At 43.9% G+C, this 18,965-nt stretch carries 17 protein-coding genes; 12 read left to right on the top strand and 5 right to left on the bottom strand.

What is annotated here, in order from left to right:
- Positions 1-518: 518 nt before the first annotated feature.
- From sdhB to VK097_RS13030, 3 genes are all read right to left on the bottom strand, one after another.
- Positions 519-1,289, bottom strand: coding sequence for a succinate dehydrogenase iron-sulfur subunit (gene sdhB, locus VK097_RS13040; RefSeq protein WP_324212245.1), 771 nt, complete (start codon positions 1,287-1,289; stop codon positions 519-521).
- A gap of 238 nt (positions 1,290-1,527) precedes the next feature.
- Positions 1,528-3,249, bottom strand: coding sequence for a GMC family oxidoreductase (locus VK097_RS13035; RefSeq protein WP_324212244.1), 1,722 nt, complete (start codon positions 3,247-3,249; stop codon positions 1,528-1,530).
- Positions 3,250-3,275: 26 nt separating this feature from the next.
- A complete protein-coding gene (locus VK097_RS13030) occupies positions 3,276-4,139 on the bottom strand; it encodes a gluconate 2-dehydrogenase subunit 3 family protein (RefSeq protein WP_324212243.1) in 864 nt (287 codons plus the stop codon).
- Positions 4,140-4,387: 248 nt separating this feature from the next.
- Here VK097_RS13030 and VK097_RS13025 point away from each other — a divergent pair, with 248 nt between their 5' ends.
- Positions 4,388-4,606 carry a twin-arginine translocase TatA/TatE family subunit gene (locus VK097_RS13025; RefSeq protein WP_324212242.1) on the top strand — a complete coding sequence of 73 codons (219 nt, stop codon included), beginning with the start codon at positions 4,388-4,390 and terminating at the stop codon, positions 4,604-4,606.
- A gap of 295 nt (positions 4,607-4,901) precedes the next feature.
- Positions 4,902-5,600, top strand: a complete 699-nt coding sequence (locus VK097_RS13020) for an aspartate/glutamate racemase family protein (RefSeq protein ID WP_324212241.1) — start codon at positions 4,902-4,904, stop codon at positions 5,598-5,600.
- Between the two features lie 296 nt (positions 5,601-5,896).
- On the opposite strand, the gene VK097_RS13015 is transcribed toward VK097_RS13020, so the two are convergent.
- Positions 5,897-6,946, bottom strand: a complete 1,050-nt coding sequence (locus VK097_RS13015; RefSeq protein ID WP_324212240.1) for a C45 family peptidase — start codon at positions 6,944-6,946, stop codon at positions 5,897-5,899.
- Positions 6,947-7,118: 172 nt separating this feature from the next.
- Between VK097_RS13015 and VK097_RS13010 the strand changes: the two genes are divergently transcribed.
- Together VK097_RS13010 and thpD are read left to right on the top strand one after the other, a co-directional pair.
- Positions 7,119-8,612, top strand: a complete 1,494-nt coding sequence (locus VK097_RS13010) for a BCCT family transporter (RefSeq protein ID WP_324212239.1) — start codon at positions 7,119-7,121, stop codon at positions 8,610-8,612.
- 242 nt (positions 8,613-8,854) lie between these two features.
- Positions 8,855-9,751, top strand: coding sequence for an ectoine hydroxylase (gene thpD / locus VK097_RS13005; RefSeq protein ID WP_324212238.1), 897 nt, complete (start codon positions 8,855-8,857; stop codon positions 9,749-9,751).
- Positions 9,752-10,455: 704 nt separating this feature from the next.
- Here thpD and VK097_RS13000 read toward each other — a convergent pair.
- Positions 10,456-12,042, bottom strand: coding sequence for a peptide chain release factor 3 (locus tag VK097_RS13000; RefSeq protein WP_324212237.1), 1,587 nt, complete (start codon positions 12,040-12,042; stop codon positions 10,456-10,458).
- Between the two features lie 336 nt (positions 12,043-12,378).
- On the opposite strand from VK097_RS13000, the gene VK097_RS12995 reads away from it, so the two are divergent.
- The 8 genes from VK097_RS12995 to VK097_RS12960 all read left to right on the top strand — a co-directional run bounded on the left by VK097_RS12995 (position 12,379) and on the right by VK097_RS12960 (position 18,788).
- The gene (locus VK097_RS12995; protein ID WP_324212236.1) at positions 12,379-12,639 is read left to right on the top strand and encodes a metal-sensitive transcriptional regulator; all 261 of its coding nucleotides are present in this window, start codon (positions 12,379-12,381) and stop codon (positions 12,637-12,639) included.
- A 134-nt stretch (positions 12,640-12,773) separates the two neighbouring features.
- On the top strand, positions 12,774-13,073 hold the full coding sequence (locus VK097_RS12990) for a rhodanese-like domain-containing protein (RefSeq protein ID WP_324212235.1): 300 nt from the start codon (positions 12,774-12,776) through the stop codon (positions 13,071-13,073).
- 30 nt (positions 13,074-13,103) lie between these two features.
- Positions 13,104-13,508, top strand: a complete 405-nt coding sequence (locus VK097_RS12985; protein WP_324212234.1) for a DsrE/DsrF/DrsH-like family protein — start codon at positions 13,104-13,106, stop codon at positions 13,506-13,508.
- Between the two features lie 16 nt (positions 13,509-13,524).
- Positions 13,525-14,655 carry an MBL fold metallo-hydrolase gene (locus VK097_RS12980; protein ID WP_324212233.1) on the top strand — a complete coding sequence of 377 codons (1,131 nt, stop codon included), beginning with the start codon at positions 13,525-13,527 and terminating at the stop codon, positions 14,653-14,655.
- Between the two features lie 93 nt (positions 14,656-14,748).
- Positions 14,749-14,976, top strand: coding sequence for a sulfurtransferase TusA family protein (locus VK097_RS12975; protein ID WP_324212232.1), 228 nt, complete (start codon positions 14,749-14,751; stop codon positions 14,974-14,976).
- Between the two features lie 49 nt (positions 14,977-15,025).
- On the top strand, positions 15,026-15,808 hold the full coding sequence (locus VK097_RS12970; protein ID WP_324212231.1) for a sulfite exporter TauE/SafE family protein: 783 nt from the start codon (positions 15,026-15,028) through the stop codon (positions 15,806-15,808).
- Between the two features lie 63 nt (positions 15,809-15,871).
- Positions 15,872-16,441 carry a class I SAM-dependent methyltransferase gene (locus tag VK097_RS12965; RefSeq protein ID WP_324212230.1) on the top strand — a complete coding sequence of 190 codons (570 nt, stop codon included), beginning with the start codon at positions 15,872-15,874 and terminating at the stop codon, positions 16,439-16,441.
- Between the two features lie 253 nt (positions 16,442-16,694).
- On the top strand, positions 16,695-18,788 hold the full coding sequence (locus VK097_RS12960; protein ID WP_324212229.1) for a heavy metal translocating P-type ATPase: 2,094 nt from the start codon (positions 16,695-16,697) through the stop codon (positions 18,786-18,788).
- The last annotated feature ends 177 nt before the right edge of the window (positions 18,789-18,965 follow it).

Below are 18,965 nucleotides of genomic sequence, written 5' to 3'. Positions count from 1 at the left end.
CTGAATGTTAGTTGAACAAATCGGTCATTTATAGATCGTCAGCCGTTATTATCCGGCCGTTTGCTGGAATGAAAAACATACGTTTGTAAAGTGTCTAAAACCTGTTTCTCTGTTAAAATGAGAAATAGGTTTTATTATTTTATAGTGCGAAAAAACAAAAGACGGCGTAGCTTTGGCGAGCGGAGTGTGTGGATTTAAGATACATGAGTAGCGAAAAGACAAACGAACTGGAAACACCGGCGTGTCATTTTACCGTACTTTTTAAACAGCGTTTTTAAGAAAGTTCTTTTCGTAAATTATGTTGCTCTTTAACCCTGGTAATTGGTAGAAACTGCGACACAAACCAGAAGTTAGAACCACGCAGCCGGAATATACTCGCTTTCCGTGGGCTCACCAGCCACCCGCGGAAAACGGCGTGTATTTTCGGAGCGGTAGAAGACGCACCAACTTATACCTTAAGTTATGTCGCAGTTTATGGAAAGGGCGTAGATAAAAAAAGCAGCCTGGCTAAGGGCTGCTTAATAATTATCACTTCCAAAGAAACTTTTAAAGGATTGCAGGGTTGCTTCCCGGTTGACTGCGGCAATGGATGTGGTGATCGGAATGCCTTTGGGACAAACCTGCACACAGTTTTGCGAATTACTGCATCCCTGCAGACCGCCATCTTCCATAAATCCATCAATCCGTTCATTGCTGTTCATTTCGCCGGTTGGGTGGGCATTTTTAAGTCGTACCTGAGGGAAGACAAACGGCCCCATGAATTCACTTTTATCATTAACATTCGGACATGCTTCCAGACAGACACCGCACGTAAAACATTTCGAAAGTTCATAGGCCATGAGACGTTTATTTTCATTCATCCGCGGACCTGGCCCGATGTCATATGTACCATCAATCGGTATCCATGCTTTCACCTGTTTTAGCGAATCAAACATGTTCTCACGGTCAATGATAAGGTCCCTTACGACTGGAAATGTACGCATTGGCTCTATTCGGACCGGCTGTTCAATTTCATCGATCAGCGTAGAACAGGCTTGACGGGGGACGCCGTTGATTACCATCGAACATATTCCGCACACTTCTTCAAGGCAGCTCATTTCCCATTGAATTGGAATGGTTTCTTTACCGTCTTTGTTGACCGGATTTTCCTGGATATACATGAGTGCTGAAATAATATTCATGTTAGGGCTGTAAGGGATTGAGAATTCTTCTTTATATGGCTCGGATTCAGGATCCTTTTGCCGTTCTATGATTAAATGAATCGTTTTTTCTTCTGTTGACGTCACCATTTTAACTTCTCCTTTCTGTTCACTTTACCAACAAATGAGGCGTTCCAATTTATGCTGTCATTTCAGATGCCGGTATATCGTTCATGTTTTATCCCATAGTATTGGAGTAATTCTAGTGTTCTAAACAGCAGAAAATTTCCGGGCTGGTAAATGAACTGAAATTTTATTGTTACGATTGTCAGTGGAAGACGAATACAGCATGTCAGACCAAGTCTTAGAGAAAGACGGGGACTGTTTTTTAAACCAGACTGCCCCCGCCGTTTTTAAGGTATTTATCGATTCCTTCGGCGGCACGGTATCCTAAGGCGCCGATCGTTGCTGTCGGGTGCCGGTTTGCAAAATGCGGAAATGCCGATCCGCCAACAACAAAGAGGTTCTCAGCGTCCCACATTTGCAGATAGTTATTGACAGCTGATGTATCAGGATCATCACCCATAATGACACCACCAGCGTAATGCCCGCCCTGATAGATGTGATCAAATTCGTAAGGGACCTCATCTTCATCTACAATATCAGCACCCATTTCTTCCATCACTTTCTTACATTTTTTTACACCGAATTTTGCGATACTACGATCTTGGTCGGTATATTTATTGGTAATGCGCAGAAGCGGGTCATTAAAATCGTCTTTGTACGTTGGATCCAGGTCCGTGTAATTGTGCCACCATGGCATGATAGCAGGTGTATACCATACGACCAAATTGCGGTTTGTATAAAAGATTGATTTATCCTTGAATTCCTTGCCCCATTTTGGTGTGCCTTTGGGGACCTTGTTACTTGCGATTGGGCCGTGTCCGTACTGTCTGATTTCCACACCACCGCCATGGATAAAGTCCAAATCACTATGATCAAAATTATCGCCGGCTAAATCGCTGAAAGTAGCCCCCAATGCTCCGGCTCCCATATACAGATTAAACTTCTTCTCATCGAAAAATCCTCTGGCTCCAAGAAATGTAATGTTGAACTGTCCATTAAAGTTTCTGCCAATCACGCCTTTTCTTGTTTCCGGATCATATGGTTCACCTATCCCGGACAGTAACAGTAACCGGTTGTTCGTAAATGTAAAGGCGGATAAAACAACCACATCAGCAGGCTGCTCAAATTCTTCACCGGTTTTGGTGTCTACATACATGACGCCTGTGGCTTTACCATCGTTATGCAGTACGCGTCGGACATAGGATTCAGTTCGCAGCTCAAAATTTCCAGTTTGCTTTGCTGCAGGTATGACAGTCACAACTGGATCAGATTTCGCTCCAAAATCACATCCGTACCGTGTACAAAAAGAACAATACTGGCATTGGTTGATAACTTGTCCATCCGGGTTTTCGTATCTTTCAGACAGGTTGGATGACGGAATTTGAAAAGGGTGATAACCCAAGTTTTTCGCTGCATCTTTGAATAGACGAAGATTCGGTGTTTCCTTCATTGGCGGCGTGGGATAATCACTGGAATGTTCTGCGCCGATGGGATCCTGTTCACCGGATAATCCGGCCGTTTTTTCAAAGCGATCATAGTATTTTTCAAACTCATCATACGTAATCCCCCAGTCCTGAATGGTCATGCCGTCCGGTATTTTACTCTTTCCATACCGTTCAACTGTTTTACTGTAAATCTCAAAATCATAAGGCATAAAACGGTATGTAGCACCTGCCCAGTGAACACCACCGCCTCCAAGATCTGTTCCGGCCATCATCTCTTGACGTGTACGGACCGGCAACGCTTCTTCATCCATTGTGTTGCGTGAGGTTATTGTTTCGTGTGATAGATTTTGCATCATTTGATAGCGGTTGGTAAAGCGCAGCTCATCCTTCACGCCTGTATAGTCTGCTGTATTTCTGTTTTCGCCGCGTTCCAATGCAACAACCTGATAACCCGCTTTGGAAAGTTCTGCAGATACGACGCCGCCGGCCCAGCCGGTACCTACGACAACGACATCCACTTTATCCAATTTCTTTGCCATTTGCTATACCTCCGTCAGAATAAATGTTACGTCTGATAATCCCTCAAACTTTTAGGTTCTTTTTTAATAAATTCCTCACTCTCAATTTCTTGTAAGAAACCCATGCGAGGACCCGGGTATTCTTTCATCGCCCATCCTTGCATATTCTTATTGCCGCCATAAACCGGATCGGCATATACTCCCTCTATTGTTGTCGATTGGAGCAGATTGAAAAAAGTAATGGACGAAACACCTCTCATTTTTACGTCTCCATTCTCAAACATTTTCATGACTTCTTGCTGCTGCTCTGATTCTGCCTCTGTAAACTTGGTATCAAATTTATCTTTACTCACCTGATTCATTTTTCTCAGGCCGGCAATGAATAAATCACCTCTGTTTAATTTTGTCTGATACCGTGGGGTAGGTGTCGGTGGCTGTGTCTCTGAATCAGGACCTTGTTTGTCCTGATCTCCATCCTTTTTGGCGTAATCATCGACAGCTTCTTTTGTCTGCCGGAACGGATTCTTCATGTAAGCTTTGGCATTAACGCCCCAATAACCGGCCAGCTGTTTATCGATGAAATAAGGCACACCTAGTTCCACAGCACCTGGACCATTGTCGTCTTCGGGAAAAATTTGCTCTGTTGCTGCTTTTAAAACGTCGAAGTCTTCTTTTCGACTGAAAAACATTCTGGCTTCCTGCAAGTTATCCGTTTGGGTGTTATCATTTTCAGTTTCCGTTCCCAATTGAAACTGATTGGTCAAAAAACCGCCGAGTAATGACCCGCCGACTACACCGCCAGCGACCATTCCGGTGTTTTTAATGAATTTTCGCCGGCTTTCATCAGGAGCAGTTTCCGTATTGTTCTCATTTACGCCGTTTTCGTTATCTCCATCATGGTTATCTGACATGGCATAACCCTCCTTCATACGGTTGGTAAGCTGAACGTTAAGCTTAGACTTCCCGGCATCTTCCAAAATATGTATCAATGTTTTAAAACGGTTAGGAAACTGGTACCGGTAAAAGGTAATGTGCATCTATAGCGGGAATAAAGCAGTATTGACATTAATAGGATATAGGAAAAGAATTGTAACAGAATGTATAAGCCATAATAAAATTGCTGCATGATAAGACTAAACAGGGTTGGAGGTGAGCATTAATGGGTATTGCAAATATCGGAATTCCAGGATTAATTCTTGTTGTTGTTTTGGCATTGATTATTTTTGGGCCAAAGAAATTGCCGGAGATCGGGAATGCTGCCGGTCAGACGCTTCGTGAATTTAAAAAATCAACCAATGATATCATGGATGATAATGACTCTGAATCGGAGAAATCGGACACATCGAGTGAAGGTGATAATTCCACAAATAAAGCATGACAGTTCGTGTGATGTGTCATGCTTATCGGACTTTTTGAACAACCTCTAACAACACGGCATTAATGGAACATACCTAAAAAGGTTTGCAAACTGACTGATAATACCCAGTAATTTCAGATGTGGAAAATTGCTGGGTTTATTTATGTTATATCCCATTACAAATACGCAAAAGACATCATGTAAGTAAGGTGGAAAGGTTTTTATTGTACATAATTATTGTCTGGTAAAAATGTATGATAACATAGCCATAAGGTAAGTTTTCCGATTAAATTACTCAGTGAAAGGACAGGATATGATGAAATGTGCAGGAATTGTCGGCGGGCTGGGGCCTGAGTCTACTGTAGATTATTACCAATCATACATTCAAAAATATCAGGATCGGATGAACAGTAAACAGACATTGCCGGAACTGTTTATTAACAGCATCAACATGTATCATGTTTTTAAATTTATCAGCGAAGACCGGCTTGATGACCTTAGTGAATATGTAGGCGCTGCAGCGAAAAAACTGGAAGAAATCGGGGCTGACTTCGCTGTCGTCTCCGCAAATACACCACATATCGTGTTTGATCAAATCCGAAAATATGTGACGATTCCAATGATCAGTATTGTAGAAGCAACATATGACAAAGCGGATGAATTAGGTCTGCAAAATGTTGGTCTGCTGGGCACGAAGTTTACAATGGAGCATAACTTTTTCAAAAAACCATTTAAATCAGGCAGCAAAAATATTGTGGCACCTTCTGAGGAAGACCAGCAATTTATTCATCAGCGGATTGTGGATGAACTGGAAAATGGCATTGTGAAGGACGAGACGAAGCAGGCGTTTCTGAAAATCATCAATAAAATGATCAAGGAAGAACAACTGGATGGTCTGATTCTAGGATGCACGGAACTGCCAATGATTCTGAAAGACGGAGATGTCGATATTCCGCTTTTGAACACGACAGAAATTCATGTTGATAAAATGCTGGAAGAAGTTTTTTCAGAGTGAGACTTACGACATGGTGTAAACACCATGTCGCAGCTTTTTAATCAATCCGTAAAACGTGCGGGAGCGGCGTCAAAACGTGCAGGAGCGGAATTAAAAGTAAGAGCACCCCAAACATAGATGCCGAAACTTATCGATAAAACCAGAACTCATTCATTACGATCTTCCCACTCCAACATTCCCTGTAAAGTCCCGGGCAACATCTTTATGCTCATCAAATCCTGTCAGTTGATTAAATAACTACTCCAGCGTCTGCTCCCTTACTCCTCTTCCAGCTATGGCAACGTAGAGGTGTTATACTATTGCAAGGCCATATTCACAAATGGCTTAGGATAATCAAGCTCGCCTTTGATACGTTTGACGTTGATTTTTTCTCCTTGCAGCCACTTATTGAAGTCGAAAATAATCGGTTTTCTGTCGGGGCCAATAGCGAACCAGGCTTTCATCTGCTTTGGAAAATAGGCTGCCGTATGAAGCGTTCCGGCTGCTGCATCATATTTGAATGAGTAGATGTCCTTATCTGAATCATTCATCACCCGGAAAGCCTCGTATGGGTCAGCTGTGTACTGCTGTTGTTCCTGAATTTCGGTTTCCCGGTGCCGCGACTCTTCCTGCCGGTAGCGGTTTTCCTCATCGAGCAGATGAAAATGGTTGGTGCATACATTCGATCTGCGCACAGCAACTTCTCTTGGCGATGCCTCTACTACATAAGATTCACCGCTTTTATCAAGCAAAACATAACTGAATGAGTGCCGGTGCGGAACTTTTTTCAACAGGGAAATAGCTTCCTCAACGCTGGCGCATGTTTCCAGAATCATTCGTCCAATCATATTACAAAGGAAACCGTCATCTGACTGTTTGCGATGGGTAAAATTATACCCCATAACAAGGCCTTTTTCGTTCATGCCATCAACCCGCCCGGTAATCTGCATCGATGGTCCGATGACGGCATACCCCTGGTCAGTTGGCTGATAAACCATATAACGCCCTTCATAGCCAACCGGGTGGCTGTCATAATTACGGATCATGTAATCCGAATCCGTAAAAATCGAGCAGCCGCTTCGATTATATTCCAGATAATAGCCGCCAAACATGCGGATGGCCTCTTCCATATTCAATTGCAGTGCATCTGCCAGTCCGCGGATTTCGTCCCAGACACCGGGTGCAAATATGCGGATGGCCTGTGTTACCTCATCGGGATTTATGAGGAAATGCCGGTCTTTTTTGGGTCCCCATTGTTTTCTGCGGTTAATCAGAATGGGTGAGTCCCTGAGCTGTTCCCCTTGTGTATAGCCAAAATCATAGTGGGTGCCCCGATATTGAATAACGTCGCTCCAGAATTGTTTCATGACTGTCAGACCTCTTTCGTTTTCTGCTAATGACAGTTTAAGGGATATGCCCCCGAAAACAAATAAATCTGCTTTCAAGCTTCCTGTCTGACCATTGATTCCATATGTTTGCATAGAAAAGATACAGATCAGAAAAACTATACGAACCATGTGAATAGGAAGGTTGAAAGATATGAAGAAGGTAACAATGGTGTTTTGGATCACTCTGATACTTACACTTGCATTATCAGTATTGGGGGTCATTACACCGGACAGCTTTGAAAGTATCTCAGGGTCAATCATGGGGTATATATCTGCTCATTTTGGCTGGTTCTATTTATTAATCGTCACGTTATTTGTGTTATTTTGTTTATATTTGGTTTTTAGTCCTTATGGAAAAATCAAGCTTGGAAGAGCCGGTGAAAAACCGGAATTTACTTACACCTCATGGCTGGCCATGCTCTTTAGTGCAGGCATGGGGATCGGTCTTGTGTTTTACGGCGTTGCATCACCGGTTTCCCACTATATAAAAACGCCTCCCACAGCTGAGTCTGGTTCAACGGAGGCACTGGAAGATGCATTGCGCGTAACGTTTTTTCATTATGGAATCCATGCCTGGGCAATTTATGCGGTCATTGCACTTGTCTTGGCATACTTTATGTTCCGTCATGAAAAGCCCGGTCTGGTCAGTGCTTCACTGGAAACGCTGTTTGGGGAGCGAATGAAAGGGGGATGGGGAAAGCTCGTCGATGTCATTGCTGTGTTCGCAACTATAGTAGGTGTGGCCACAACTCTAGGGTTTGGCGCCACGCAAATTAATGGCGGTATTTCTTTCCTGTTTGATATTCCCATTTCGTTCTGGGTTCAGCTCATTATTATTCTGATTGTGACTGTTTTATTTATGATTTCAACATATACCGGACTCAGCCGGGGTATTAAATATTTGAGTAATGCCAATATGGGATTGGGTGGAATACTATTTCTGGCCACGTTAATTCTGGGTCCAAGTTTATATATCATTAATTCATTTACGGACACGATTGGTTCCTATTTGCAGCAGCTGCCCTCTGAGAGTTTCCGATTGGCACCGAATGACGATGATGAACGGCAATGGGTATTGGACTGGACGGTCTTCTTCTGGGCGTGGTGGATAGCTTGGTCCCCGTTTGTTGGGATTTTCATTGCCCGTGTATCAAAAGGACGGACGATAAGGGAATTTTTGGCCGGTGTTTTGATAGTGCCGTCTGTCGTCAGTTTTTTATGGTTTTCAGCATTTGGCATCTCAGGCATTGAAGCCCAAAATAATGGAACTGATATTGCCGGACTGCCGGATGAACAGGCATTATTCGCGATGTTTGATCAATTGCCGTTCGGGATGATTTTATCGATTATAGGCATACTCTTGATCAGTACTTTTTTCATTACATCAGCAGACTCGGCAACATTTGTCCTGGGTATGCAGACGACCAATGGCTCGATGTCACCGCCGACCAAGGTAAAATTCACCTGGGGATTTGCACAGTCGGCAATTGCAGCTGTATTGCTTTACACAGGCGGTCTGCAGGCCTTGCAAAATGCGTTAATATCAGCAGCTCTTCCATTCTCAGTTATTATGCTGCTGATGATTGCTTCATTTTACAAAGCGCTAAAGATTGATAAAGAGAAAAACTGGACAAAGAAAAAATAAATTGTCTGTGCTGTCTTATCTGGCTAAATGTCGCATGATAAGACAGTTTTTTCGTAACATTTGCATTAATCAGGGTTCAATTATACAATAATTTTAAAAGGTTTTTTATATTAGGGAATTTAGGAGTTAATTAAGAAGGTTGAGGTGTCGTTAAAACCATGCAGGAAAGTTTCCCGGCTAACCAGGAAACTTAATAGCATATATCGTTAAAGTGAAAAATTTTAATAGGGAGTGTTGTTAGAATGGAAGATCTTTATCCATCACGAAAAAAGGACCAGCCGGAGATATTAGAACGGAAGGACCCTGTGATACACACGGATCGATCCAAAGATAATCAAGCCCCTATTTCAAAAGAACAGCTTGATTCCTATGAAAAAAATGGGTTTTTGCAGATTGAGAATTTCTTCTCAGATGAGGAAGTTACAGACATGCAGAAAGCCATTTTTGAATTGCAGGATTCGAACAAAGATGTCACTTCCGACAAAGTGATCCGTGAACCGGAAAGTGATGACATCCGTTCAATTTTTCATGTACACAAGGACGACAACTACTTTAAAGACGTTGCAAATGATCAGCGGATACTTGACATCGTGAACCATTTGCTGGGAAGCGATGTTTATATACACCAATCCCGTATTAATTATAAGCCGGGTTTCAAAGGGAAGGAATTTGACTGGCATTCCGACTTTGAAACATGGCACGTTGAAGATGGCATGCCGCGGATGCGGGCGGTCAGTTTATCAATTGCCTTATCCGACAACTATACATTTAACGGGCCTTTGATGCTTATACCGGGGTCCCAGAACTACTACGTCAGCTGTGTAGGGGAAACGCCTGATAAAAACTATAAGGAATCGTTGAAAAAACAGAAATTCGGTGTACCAGATGAAGACAGTCTGAGCTGGCTTGCTGAAAAAGGCGGCGGTATTTCCGTGCCGACAGGAAGAGCTGGCTCCATCACTCTGTTTGAATGCAATACGATGCATGGGTCAACAAGCAATATAACACCATACCCGCGCAACAATTTGTTCATGGTGTACAATAGTGTTGAAAATCGCTTAGTTGAGCCGTATTCGGGCGGCAAAAAGCGTCCGGAATATATAGCTGTACGGGATAGCGCTATCCCAACGATGAGCTGAATCAGCTAATCCAATGCCGGGAAACTTTCCTGATTTTAATCCTGGCATTAGGCGGCCGTCTCAAAAGGTGAGCTTTTGAGACGGCCGTTTTTTATGATATAAGTAAGTATAAATTTTTGGCTCTACAAATGCTTTATCAAAAATTGTCACGTCCGGCTCCAGCACTAAAGCTGTAGCGTGACTTCCTTCACCTCCGTCCGATAAGTCAACAGCGATTCCAGAAGTTCAAGGAAGGCCGACTAAACCCGGGCTTTGCGCCCAACGTCGGCATACCCCCTATGAGGGGCATGTTTCCTTTATCTCCTGCGGCCAGTGGAGCAGATCGGCTAAAACCGCCGCGATGCGCGGCAACGCCGACCCACCTGCAGCGCTGAGCGCAGTCCGCACGTCGCTAAACGGGCGCCCCGGGCCTTTGTTCGTAACGGTGGAAAACGGAATTACGGGCAGTGGAGAGATATCTACAGAAGAGGGGGAAGATTTCGACAGAAGCGTTCAAGTATCAACAGAAGGGAGGTGTTATCTGCAGAAGAACGGAAATATCAGCAGAAGCGCGAAAATATCTGCAGAAAACCAGAAATATCAACAGAAGAACGGAAATATCACTAGAAAAGAAACAGCATCAATAAAAGAGCAGAACAATCACGATTCAAAAACAAATAAGCGCACAGAATCTCACGGTAGAAATTCTGTGCGCCCACCTATTATTATGTTGTTTGATCATACTGGTTTACATCAAACAGATCAGTTAATTCGATATCCGGATGATTGTCTTTGAACCAGTTCATGGAAAATTCATTTTTAAACAGGACGACGTAATTGTCGGAGCGGTCCCGGACCAGCATATTGCGCTCGTCATACATCGATGGATCAACCTGCTCAGGCTTCAGCCAACGGGGAACCCGCTCACCAATTGGCTCGAGCATGACTTCCACATTGTACTCATTTCGCATGCGGTACTGGAAGACTTCATATTGCAGTTCACCGACCGCTCCGAGAATGTATGATTCAGAACGGTAATGTTTATACAGTTGGATGGCGCCTTCCTGGACGAGCTGCTCAATTCCTTTTTTAAACTGTTTGGCTTTCATGACGTTTTGAGCCGTGACACGCTGGAATTGCTCCGGCGGGAATTGCGGAAGCTCCTGATATTCGAACAAATCTTTCCCTTCCAGCAGCGTGTCGCCGATTTGATATGCGTTCGGGTCATAAACGCCGATAATATCACCGGCATATGCTTCCTGGACCGTATCACGGTCAGAAGCTACAAACTGCTGTGACTGCGCCAATTTGATTGGTTTTCCGGTGCGTGCCAGTTTCACACTCATCCCGCGTTCAAATTTCCCGGAGCAAACCCTCAGGAAAGCGACTCTGTCCCGGTGATTCGGGTTCATGTTGGCCTGGATTTTGAAAATAAAGCCGGAAAAATCCGGGTTATCCGGTGAAATGACACCTTCCGTTGATTTGCGCGGTGCGGGTTCCGGTGCCATCGAAATGAACGTATCGAAAAAATTCTGCACACCGAACGGAGCCAGTGCACTGCCGAAAAAGACCGGTGTCTGCTCGCCGGATAAAACGGCATCGAGTGAAAATTGATCACCTGCTTCCTCAACCAGTGCCAGCTCATCGTTGGAAGCCTGGTAGGTCGCATTAGATACCAGCTCCTCATATTCCGGTTTATCCAGATCTTCATAGGGAATATAGGTCTCTTCCTCATTCCCATTGTATTGAATAAATTGTTGTCCGTACCGGTCAAATGTACCGAGGAATCGTTTGCCCATGCCAGCAGGCCAGCTCATTGGATATGTTTCAATATTGAGCACTTCCTCAATCTCTTCCAGCAATTCAAGCGGCTCGCGGCCTTCGCGGTCAAGCTTATTAATGAATGTAAAAATAGGGATGCCGCGCATTTTACACACTTTGAATAATTTAAGTGTCTGTGCTTCAATTCCTTTTGTCGCATCAATAATCATGACAACACTGTCCACAGCAGTAAGTGTCCGGTACGTATCTTCACTGAAATCCTCGTGCCCGGGGGTGTCGAGAATATTTACCTGATGTCCTTGATATGGGAAATTCATCACACTCGATGTCACTGAAATGCCGCGTTGCTTTTCAATTTCCATCCAGTCCGATGTGGCGAATTTTCCTGACTTTTTTCCTTTAACAGTACCGGCTGAACGGATCAGATTGCCGAACAGCAGAAGTTTCTCGGTCATAGTTGTTTTCCCGGCGTCCGGGTGCGAAATGATTGCAAAAGTTCGCCGTTTTTTCACTTCATTATGCATACCCATAAAAAATCCCTTCCATTTTTATTTAGTAGTATTTTTTGATTCTGATGGGGGATTTTAACTTACATCGAAAAGATTCTCCTTTTAATTTGTTTAAAAAGCCGTCATTTGATACCCACAAACGATAGCATGTCGCATGCGTTTAGTCAATCAGTACAGGGTATGCATGCAGCATGAAAAAGGAGTCCATAATACTGAAAAATTTAGTGTTTGACAAAATACCTATAGGGGTATATGATGAATGTGTCCTTGAAAAGACAGATTCAAATAAAACGAGCATATCGCTGTAAAGGGCTTATACTAAAGGAATTTTTGAAGAAAGAAGGGAGGGACACCATCATGGAATACGGTACAGATGTCAAAAATCGTGTGAAGCGTATCGAAGGTCAGCTTAGAGGTTTGACGAAAATGATGGATGAGAATAAAGAATGCCGGGATGTGGTGACGCAGATGACAGCTGTACGGAATGCGCTGGATCGCACCGCCGCAGTCATTGTGAGTCAGAACCTTGAACAGTGCATCCGGGAAGAGAAGCAAAATGGTGAAAGCACGGAAGACCTTGTCAAAGAAGCAGTTGATTTGCTTGTCAAAAGCAGATAAAAAGTTGAAATTGACGAGTTTGCCGAATACTGTATAAAGTAAAAATAGGTTTAGTGACCAACACTAACCTTTTTTAAAAAACTATAATATACCCCTGCCCCTATCTGTATTTAAAATTTTGAGGAGGTAATCTTATGAAACAAATAACTACCAAACAATTGGCGGAAAAAATTAAAAACAATGAGGGCGTGAATGTAATTGATGTCCGGGAAGATGACGAAGTGGCACAAGGTAAGATTCCGGGCGCAAAGCATATCCCGCTAGGAGAGGTGCCTGAACGTTTGGACGAAATTGACAAGGACAAACACTATTACATGGTCTGCCGTTCCGGTGGAAGAAGCGGCAGAGCAAGTGAATTTCTTGATGCTCAAGGCTTTCAGGTCACCAATGTTGACGGCGGTATGCTTCAATGGGATGAAGATGTAGAGAAGTAGGAAATAACTATTCACAAGGAGGAATAAACAATGGAAAGCAACAATACACGCGTCGCAATCATCGCAGCAAATGGAGATTTGTTTGATGCATATAAAGTGTTCAATATCGCAACTGCTGCTGCAGCATCTGATAAAGAGGTAGGCATTTTCTTTACGTTTGAAGGTCTGAACCTGATCCACAAAGAAGCGCATAAAAAACTGCCGCTGCCTGAAGGAAAAGAACATTTTCAGGAAGGTTTTGAGAAGGCGAACGTGCCGTCAATCAGTGATTTGCTGAGTATGGCGCAGGAAATGGGTGTTAAACTGATTGGCTGTCAAATGACAATGGATGTCATGAATTTGGAAAAAGAAGCGTTTGTTGGTGGTGTTGAAGTCGGCGGAGCGGCAACATTTATTGAATTTGCCAAAGATGCCGATATGTCACTGACATTTTAAAAAAGGAGGAAAATAGTTGTCACAACCAATTAAGACTCAAGAACTGGCAAGGCGCGTAGTCAATCGTGAAAAAACATTGATTCTCGATGTGCGGAATAAGGATGATGTGGATGACTGGAAAATTGAGGGGGACAGTGTCGAAGTAATCAATGAGCCGTATTTTAATCTGCTTGATGGCCTTGATCCGATTACTAAAAAATTGAATAAGGATCAGGAAGTCATTGTGGTCTGTGCAAAAGGAAATTCATCCAAAATGGTCGCTGAAATGATGGAAGAAGAAGGATTTACCAATGTCCATGATCTGGAAGGCGGCATGAAAGCCTGGAGTGAACACCTCGAACCGGTTAAAATTGCGGACTTGAACGGCGGCGGGAGTCTTTATCAATTTGTCCGCCTTGGCAAGGGCTGTTTGTCGTATATGGCTGTTTCAGAAAATGAAGCAGCGGTTATTGACGCCAACCGGATGACCGACATTTATGAACGGTTTGCTGAAGGGAAAGGTGTCACCATCAAGCATACAATCGATACCCATCTTCATGCTGACCATATTTCAGGTGGTCGTCAGCTTGCCGAAAATACTGGTGGAACGTATCATTTGCCACCGAAAGACGCTGTTGAAGTAACATTTGATTATGCGCCATTGGAAGAAGGCAATGATATAACCGTCGGCAATACAACCATAAAGGTGCAGCCGCTTTATTCACCGGGGCACACGATTGGAAGCACGTCGCTGATTATTGATGATCAATACTTGATGACAGGTGATATTCTATTCGTGAAATCAATCGGACGTCCGGATCTGGCCGGTAAAGCTGAAGACTGGGTTGGCGACCTGCGTGAGACGCTGTACAGCCGTTATAAAGTGTTGTCTGATGATTTGATTGTATTGCCTGCTCACTATTCATTTGTAGAAGAGATGGCTGAAGACGGCAGTGTCAAGGCAAGGATTGGTGATTTGTATCAGCGTAACTCAGGTCTAAAGGTGGAGGATGAACAAGAATTCCGGAAGATGGTAACTGAAAATCTACCGCCGCAGCCAAATGAACACGATAATATTCGCCAGACCAATATGGGTAAAATGAATCCGGAAGACGAAAAACAACGCGAAATGGAAATTGGACCAAATCGCTGTGCAGTGCATGGCTAATATTCCGGGGCTGGCGCAATTCCCCGGAATACAGCGTAAATGAACAACTGTGTAATTATAAAAATGCAATAAATTAATAAGGAGGAACTTATGATGGAAGCAGTAAAAGTATTAGATGCAACCGGCATCGCATGCCCAATGCCGGTTGTGAAAACGAAAAAGGCGATCGAAGAAATTGACTCAGGTGAAATTCTGGAAGTTCATGCAACAGATAAAGGAGCCAAAAGCGACCTGGCAGCATGGGCTAACTCCGGAGGCCATGAACTGGTGGATGAAGCACAAGGAGATGACGTCTTGAAATTCTGGATTAAAAAAGCGTAATGGAGACCCCAGATGCTGGGGCCCCCTTCTTTTGGGAGGGAAAGTTTAGATGGAATACAGTCTCGTTTTTATCGTTGTTCTATTTCTGATTGGATTTGCCGGTTCATTTATTTCCGGAATGGTAGGGATTGGCGGATCAATCGTTAAATATCCGATGCTCTTATATATCCCGCCTTTATTAGGGTTATCGGCATTTACAGCTCATGAAGTTTCTGGCATCAGCGCCGTTCAAGTGCTGTTTGCTACAATTGGCGGTGTTTGGGCATACCGGAAGGGCGGTTACCTGAACAAAACCCTTATCATTTATATGGGGATCAGCATTCTTATTGGAAGCTTTATCGGTGGATATGGATCACGGTTTATGACAGATGGCGGGGTCAACTTTGTCTATGGTTTAATGGCTTTAATTGCAGCCATTATGATGTTTGTTCCCAAGAAACAAATAGACGATATCCCGTTCGAACAGGTCACATTTAATAAGTGGCTTGCGGCCTCTCTGGCATTTATAACCGGTATTGGCGCCGGTATTGTTGGAGCAGCAGGCGCATTTATTTTAGTGCCGATCATGCTTCTTGTTTTAAAGATTCCGACACGCATGACCATCGCATCGTCACTGGCGATTACGTTCATTTCATCAATTGGTTCGACTGCGGGGAAAATCATGACAGGACAGATTTTGTTCATCCCGGCAGTTGTAATGATCGTTGCCAGCCTGATCGCATCGCCGCTGGGAGCGAATGCTGGAAAACGGATGAATACGAAAATTTTGCAGGGAATTTTGGCTGTGCTCATTTTGGGTACTGCCGTTAAAATTTGGATGGATTTCTTTTAAAAGAGCTGATTGGTGTTAAGATCAATCAAGAATGGTAAACTATCATATCAGAGGTGATAATTGATGACAGAGAAAAGATTTAATCCTAAAAATGCTGATAAATTAGTGAGTGACGAACGCAAAGCACAATTACAGCCTGAGAGAATCATTAACCATTTGAACGTTAACAGTGATGATACGGTTGCAGACTTGGGTGCGGGTCCAGGATTGTTTACAATTCCTCTGGCCAGGCTGACCGAATCTGATGTTTACGCTGTGGATGTTGAACCGGAAATGCTCGAACGGCTCAACCAAAATGCTGAAAAAGAAAACATCGGGAACATTAAAACCGTTGTGAGCGATCTTGAACATGTTAATCTTCCTGACGACTCAGTGACGCGGGTCTTAAATACATTTGTCATTCATGAAGTGGGGAGTATCAACCGGACCATTGAGGAAATGAAACGGATTCTCAGACCGGGAGGATATCTTCTGCTAATGGATTGGGAAGCAGTTGAAACAGAATCCGGTCCGCCGCTTGAAATAAGAATCCCTTCAACGAAAATGGAAAGTATGCTGAGAGATCATGGGTTTGATACGGAGCTATTTTATCCGGATTCAGAACACTATGCGATTAAGGCACAAAAAGGATAGATCGATAAGAAAAAACCGGCGATATTTTTTGCCGGTTTTTTAATGAACATGTATTGGAGTGGGGCGAAAGGGAAAAAGGAAGAAGACAGGATTAATCGCGTGGCGCAATCGTGAAAGCCTGCACCAGTCACTAAGTGGTCTGAGGAGATTATTGGACAATAATGTGCTTTTAGTTTAATATTACCCGTAGGGGGTATATGTATAATTGAGAAATAAAAAAACAATCGTATAGATTCAGAAAGGAGATTCAGAAATGACAAATGATTATGAAAGAAATCAAAGCAGGCACTATGGACATGGACACAATTACCATGATCAACATCATTCTGACCATGAACATCACAATCACGATCATGGCAGCCATGACCATCATCAGGGAGACGATCATCATGGTCACGGCCATCACGACCATGGGGATATGGTGAGTGATTTCAAAAAACGATTTTATATATCTTTAATCGTTACCATACCTATTTTAATTTTGTCACCGATGATTCAGAATTTTATTGGTGTCGATTGGCGTTTTCCATTTGATCAGTATATCCTGTTCGTGCTTGCAACATTCGTTTTCTTCTACGGCGGCTGGCCGTTCATTACGGGCGGCATCAGCGAGCTGAAGAACAAAAACCCAGGGATGATGACCCTGATTGGTCTTGCCATCCTTGTCGCATACGGGTACAGTTCAATGACTGTTTTCGGCTGGGCAGGAAAGGATTTCTTCTGGGAACTGGCCACATTGGTTGATATCATGCTGCTCGGTCACTGGATTGAGATGCGGTCGGTCATGGGCGCATCCAATGCCCTTGAAGAATTGGTAAAACTCATGCCAAATGAAGCACATAAACTCGATGAGGATGGCAATGTGACCGACGTGCCGACCTCAGAATTGGAACAAGACGATAATGTTCTCGTCAAACCCGGCGAAAAAATACCGGTCGACGGGACGATTTATGACGGCAATTCAGCGATTGATGAGTCGATGCTGACAGGTGAATCGGTACCGATCGAAAAGGAAAAAGGCGATGAAGTGATCGGCGGGTCGGTTAATAAAGAAGGCTCGATTAAAGTCAGGGTTGAAAAAACCGGTGAAGATTCGTACCTTTCCCAGGTTATTACGTTAGTCCGGGAAGCACAGGAATCAAAATCAAAAACACAGGATCTGACAAACCGTGCCGCCAAATGGCTTTTCTACGTTGCCCTTGCATCAGGGCTCATCACATTATTTATCTGGCTGATGCTCGGGTATCAGTTTGATGTTGCTTTGGAGCGGATGGTCACTGTGATGGTCATTACCTGTCCGCACGCACTTGGACTGGCAGCACCGCTTGTTATTGCGGTTTCCACGTCGATTTCCGCCAAACAGGGACTCCTGATCCGCAACCGTGCCAACTTTGAAGGTGCCCGTAATTTAAATGCCGTTGTGTTCGACAAAACGGGTACACTGACCAAAGGCGAATTCGGTGTAACAAATATTGTACCGCAGAAAGGATATGAAGAAGAAGATGTCCTGACATGGGCAGCCAGTCTCGAACAGAATTCGGAGCATCCGATTGCGGCCGGCATTGTCAACTCAGCAAATGAAAAAGAGCTTGAACTGAAAAATATTGATGAATTTGAATCAATCACCGGCAAAGGTATTGAAGGCAAAATTGAGGGCAAGAAAGTAAATGTTGTCAGCCCCGGCTATGTCGATGATAACAACATGGATTATGACACGCATACGTTCGAAAAGTTATCAGAAGAAGGCAAAACCGTTGTCTTTCTGCTGTTGGATGACGAACTGATCGGTATGGTTGCGCTTGCGGATATGGTCCGGGAAACCGCCAAAGAAGCAATCGCATCACTCAAAGACGAGGGAATTCATTCCATCATGCTGACCGGCGACAACCAAAAAGTTGCTGATTGGGTGGCAAACCAACTGGGGATTGATGAGGTATATGCCGAAGTATTGCCGGATGACAAAGCGAACCAAGTGAAGAAAATCCAGGAGAAAGGCTGGAAAGTTGCCATGACAGGTGATGGTGTAAACGACGCGCCGGCACTGGCTACAGCGGATCTGGGAATTGCCATCGGAGCCGGTACCGATGTGGCGATGGAGTCGGCCGATGTTGTACTCGTTAAAAGCAATCCGAAAGATGTTGTTGCTTTGATGAATCTATCCGGCAAAACATACCGCAAAATGGTTCAGAACCTGTGGTGGGCGGCAGGCTATAATATTGTGGCCATCCCGCTTGCAGCAGGTGTGCTGGCACCCATCGGCATTATTCTCAGTCCGGCAGTCGGCGCAGTGTTGATGAGCTTGAGTACGATTATTGTTGCGATAAACGCTAAATTGTTAAAAGCATAATGTTTTAACGGGGAAACCGGTCTTGCTTCCGGTTTCCTTTTATTGTGCGCCGGGCATGTGTTATGTCTAGGGAGTGAAAGTCTCCTACGGACTTGGTAGTAGGAACCGTTAGCCAAAGACAAGGGTGTCCATCGTGAGGTGGAATCTGAAGGAAGTTGGCGGCAAACTCTTGAGCCG

Origin of the sequence: Lentibacillus sp. (genome assembly GCF_035301675.1) — a bacterium.
Classification (GTDB): Bacteria; Bacillota; Bacilli; order Bacillales; family Amphibacillaceae; genus Lentibacillus.
This window is presented reverse-complemented; position numbering and strand designations above follow the sequence as displayed.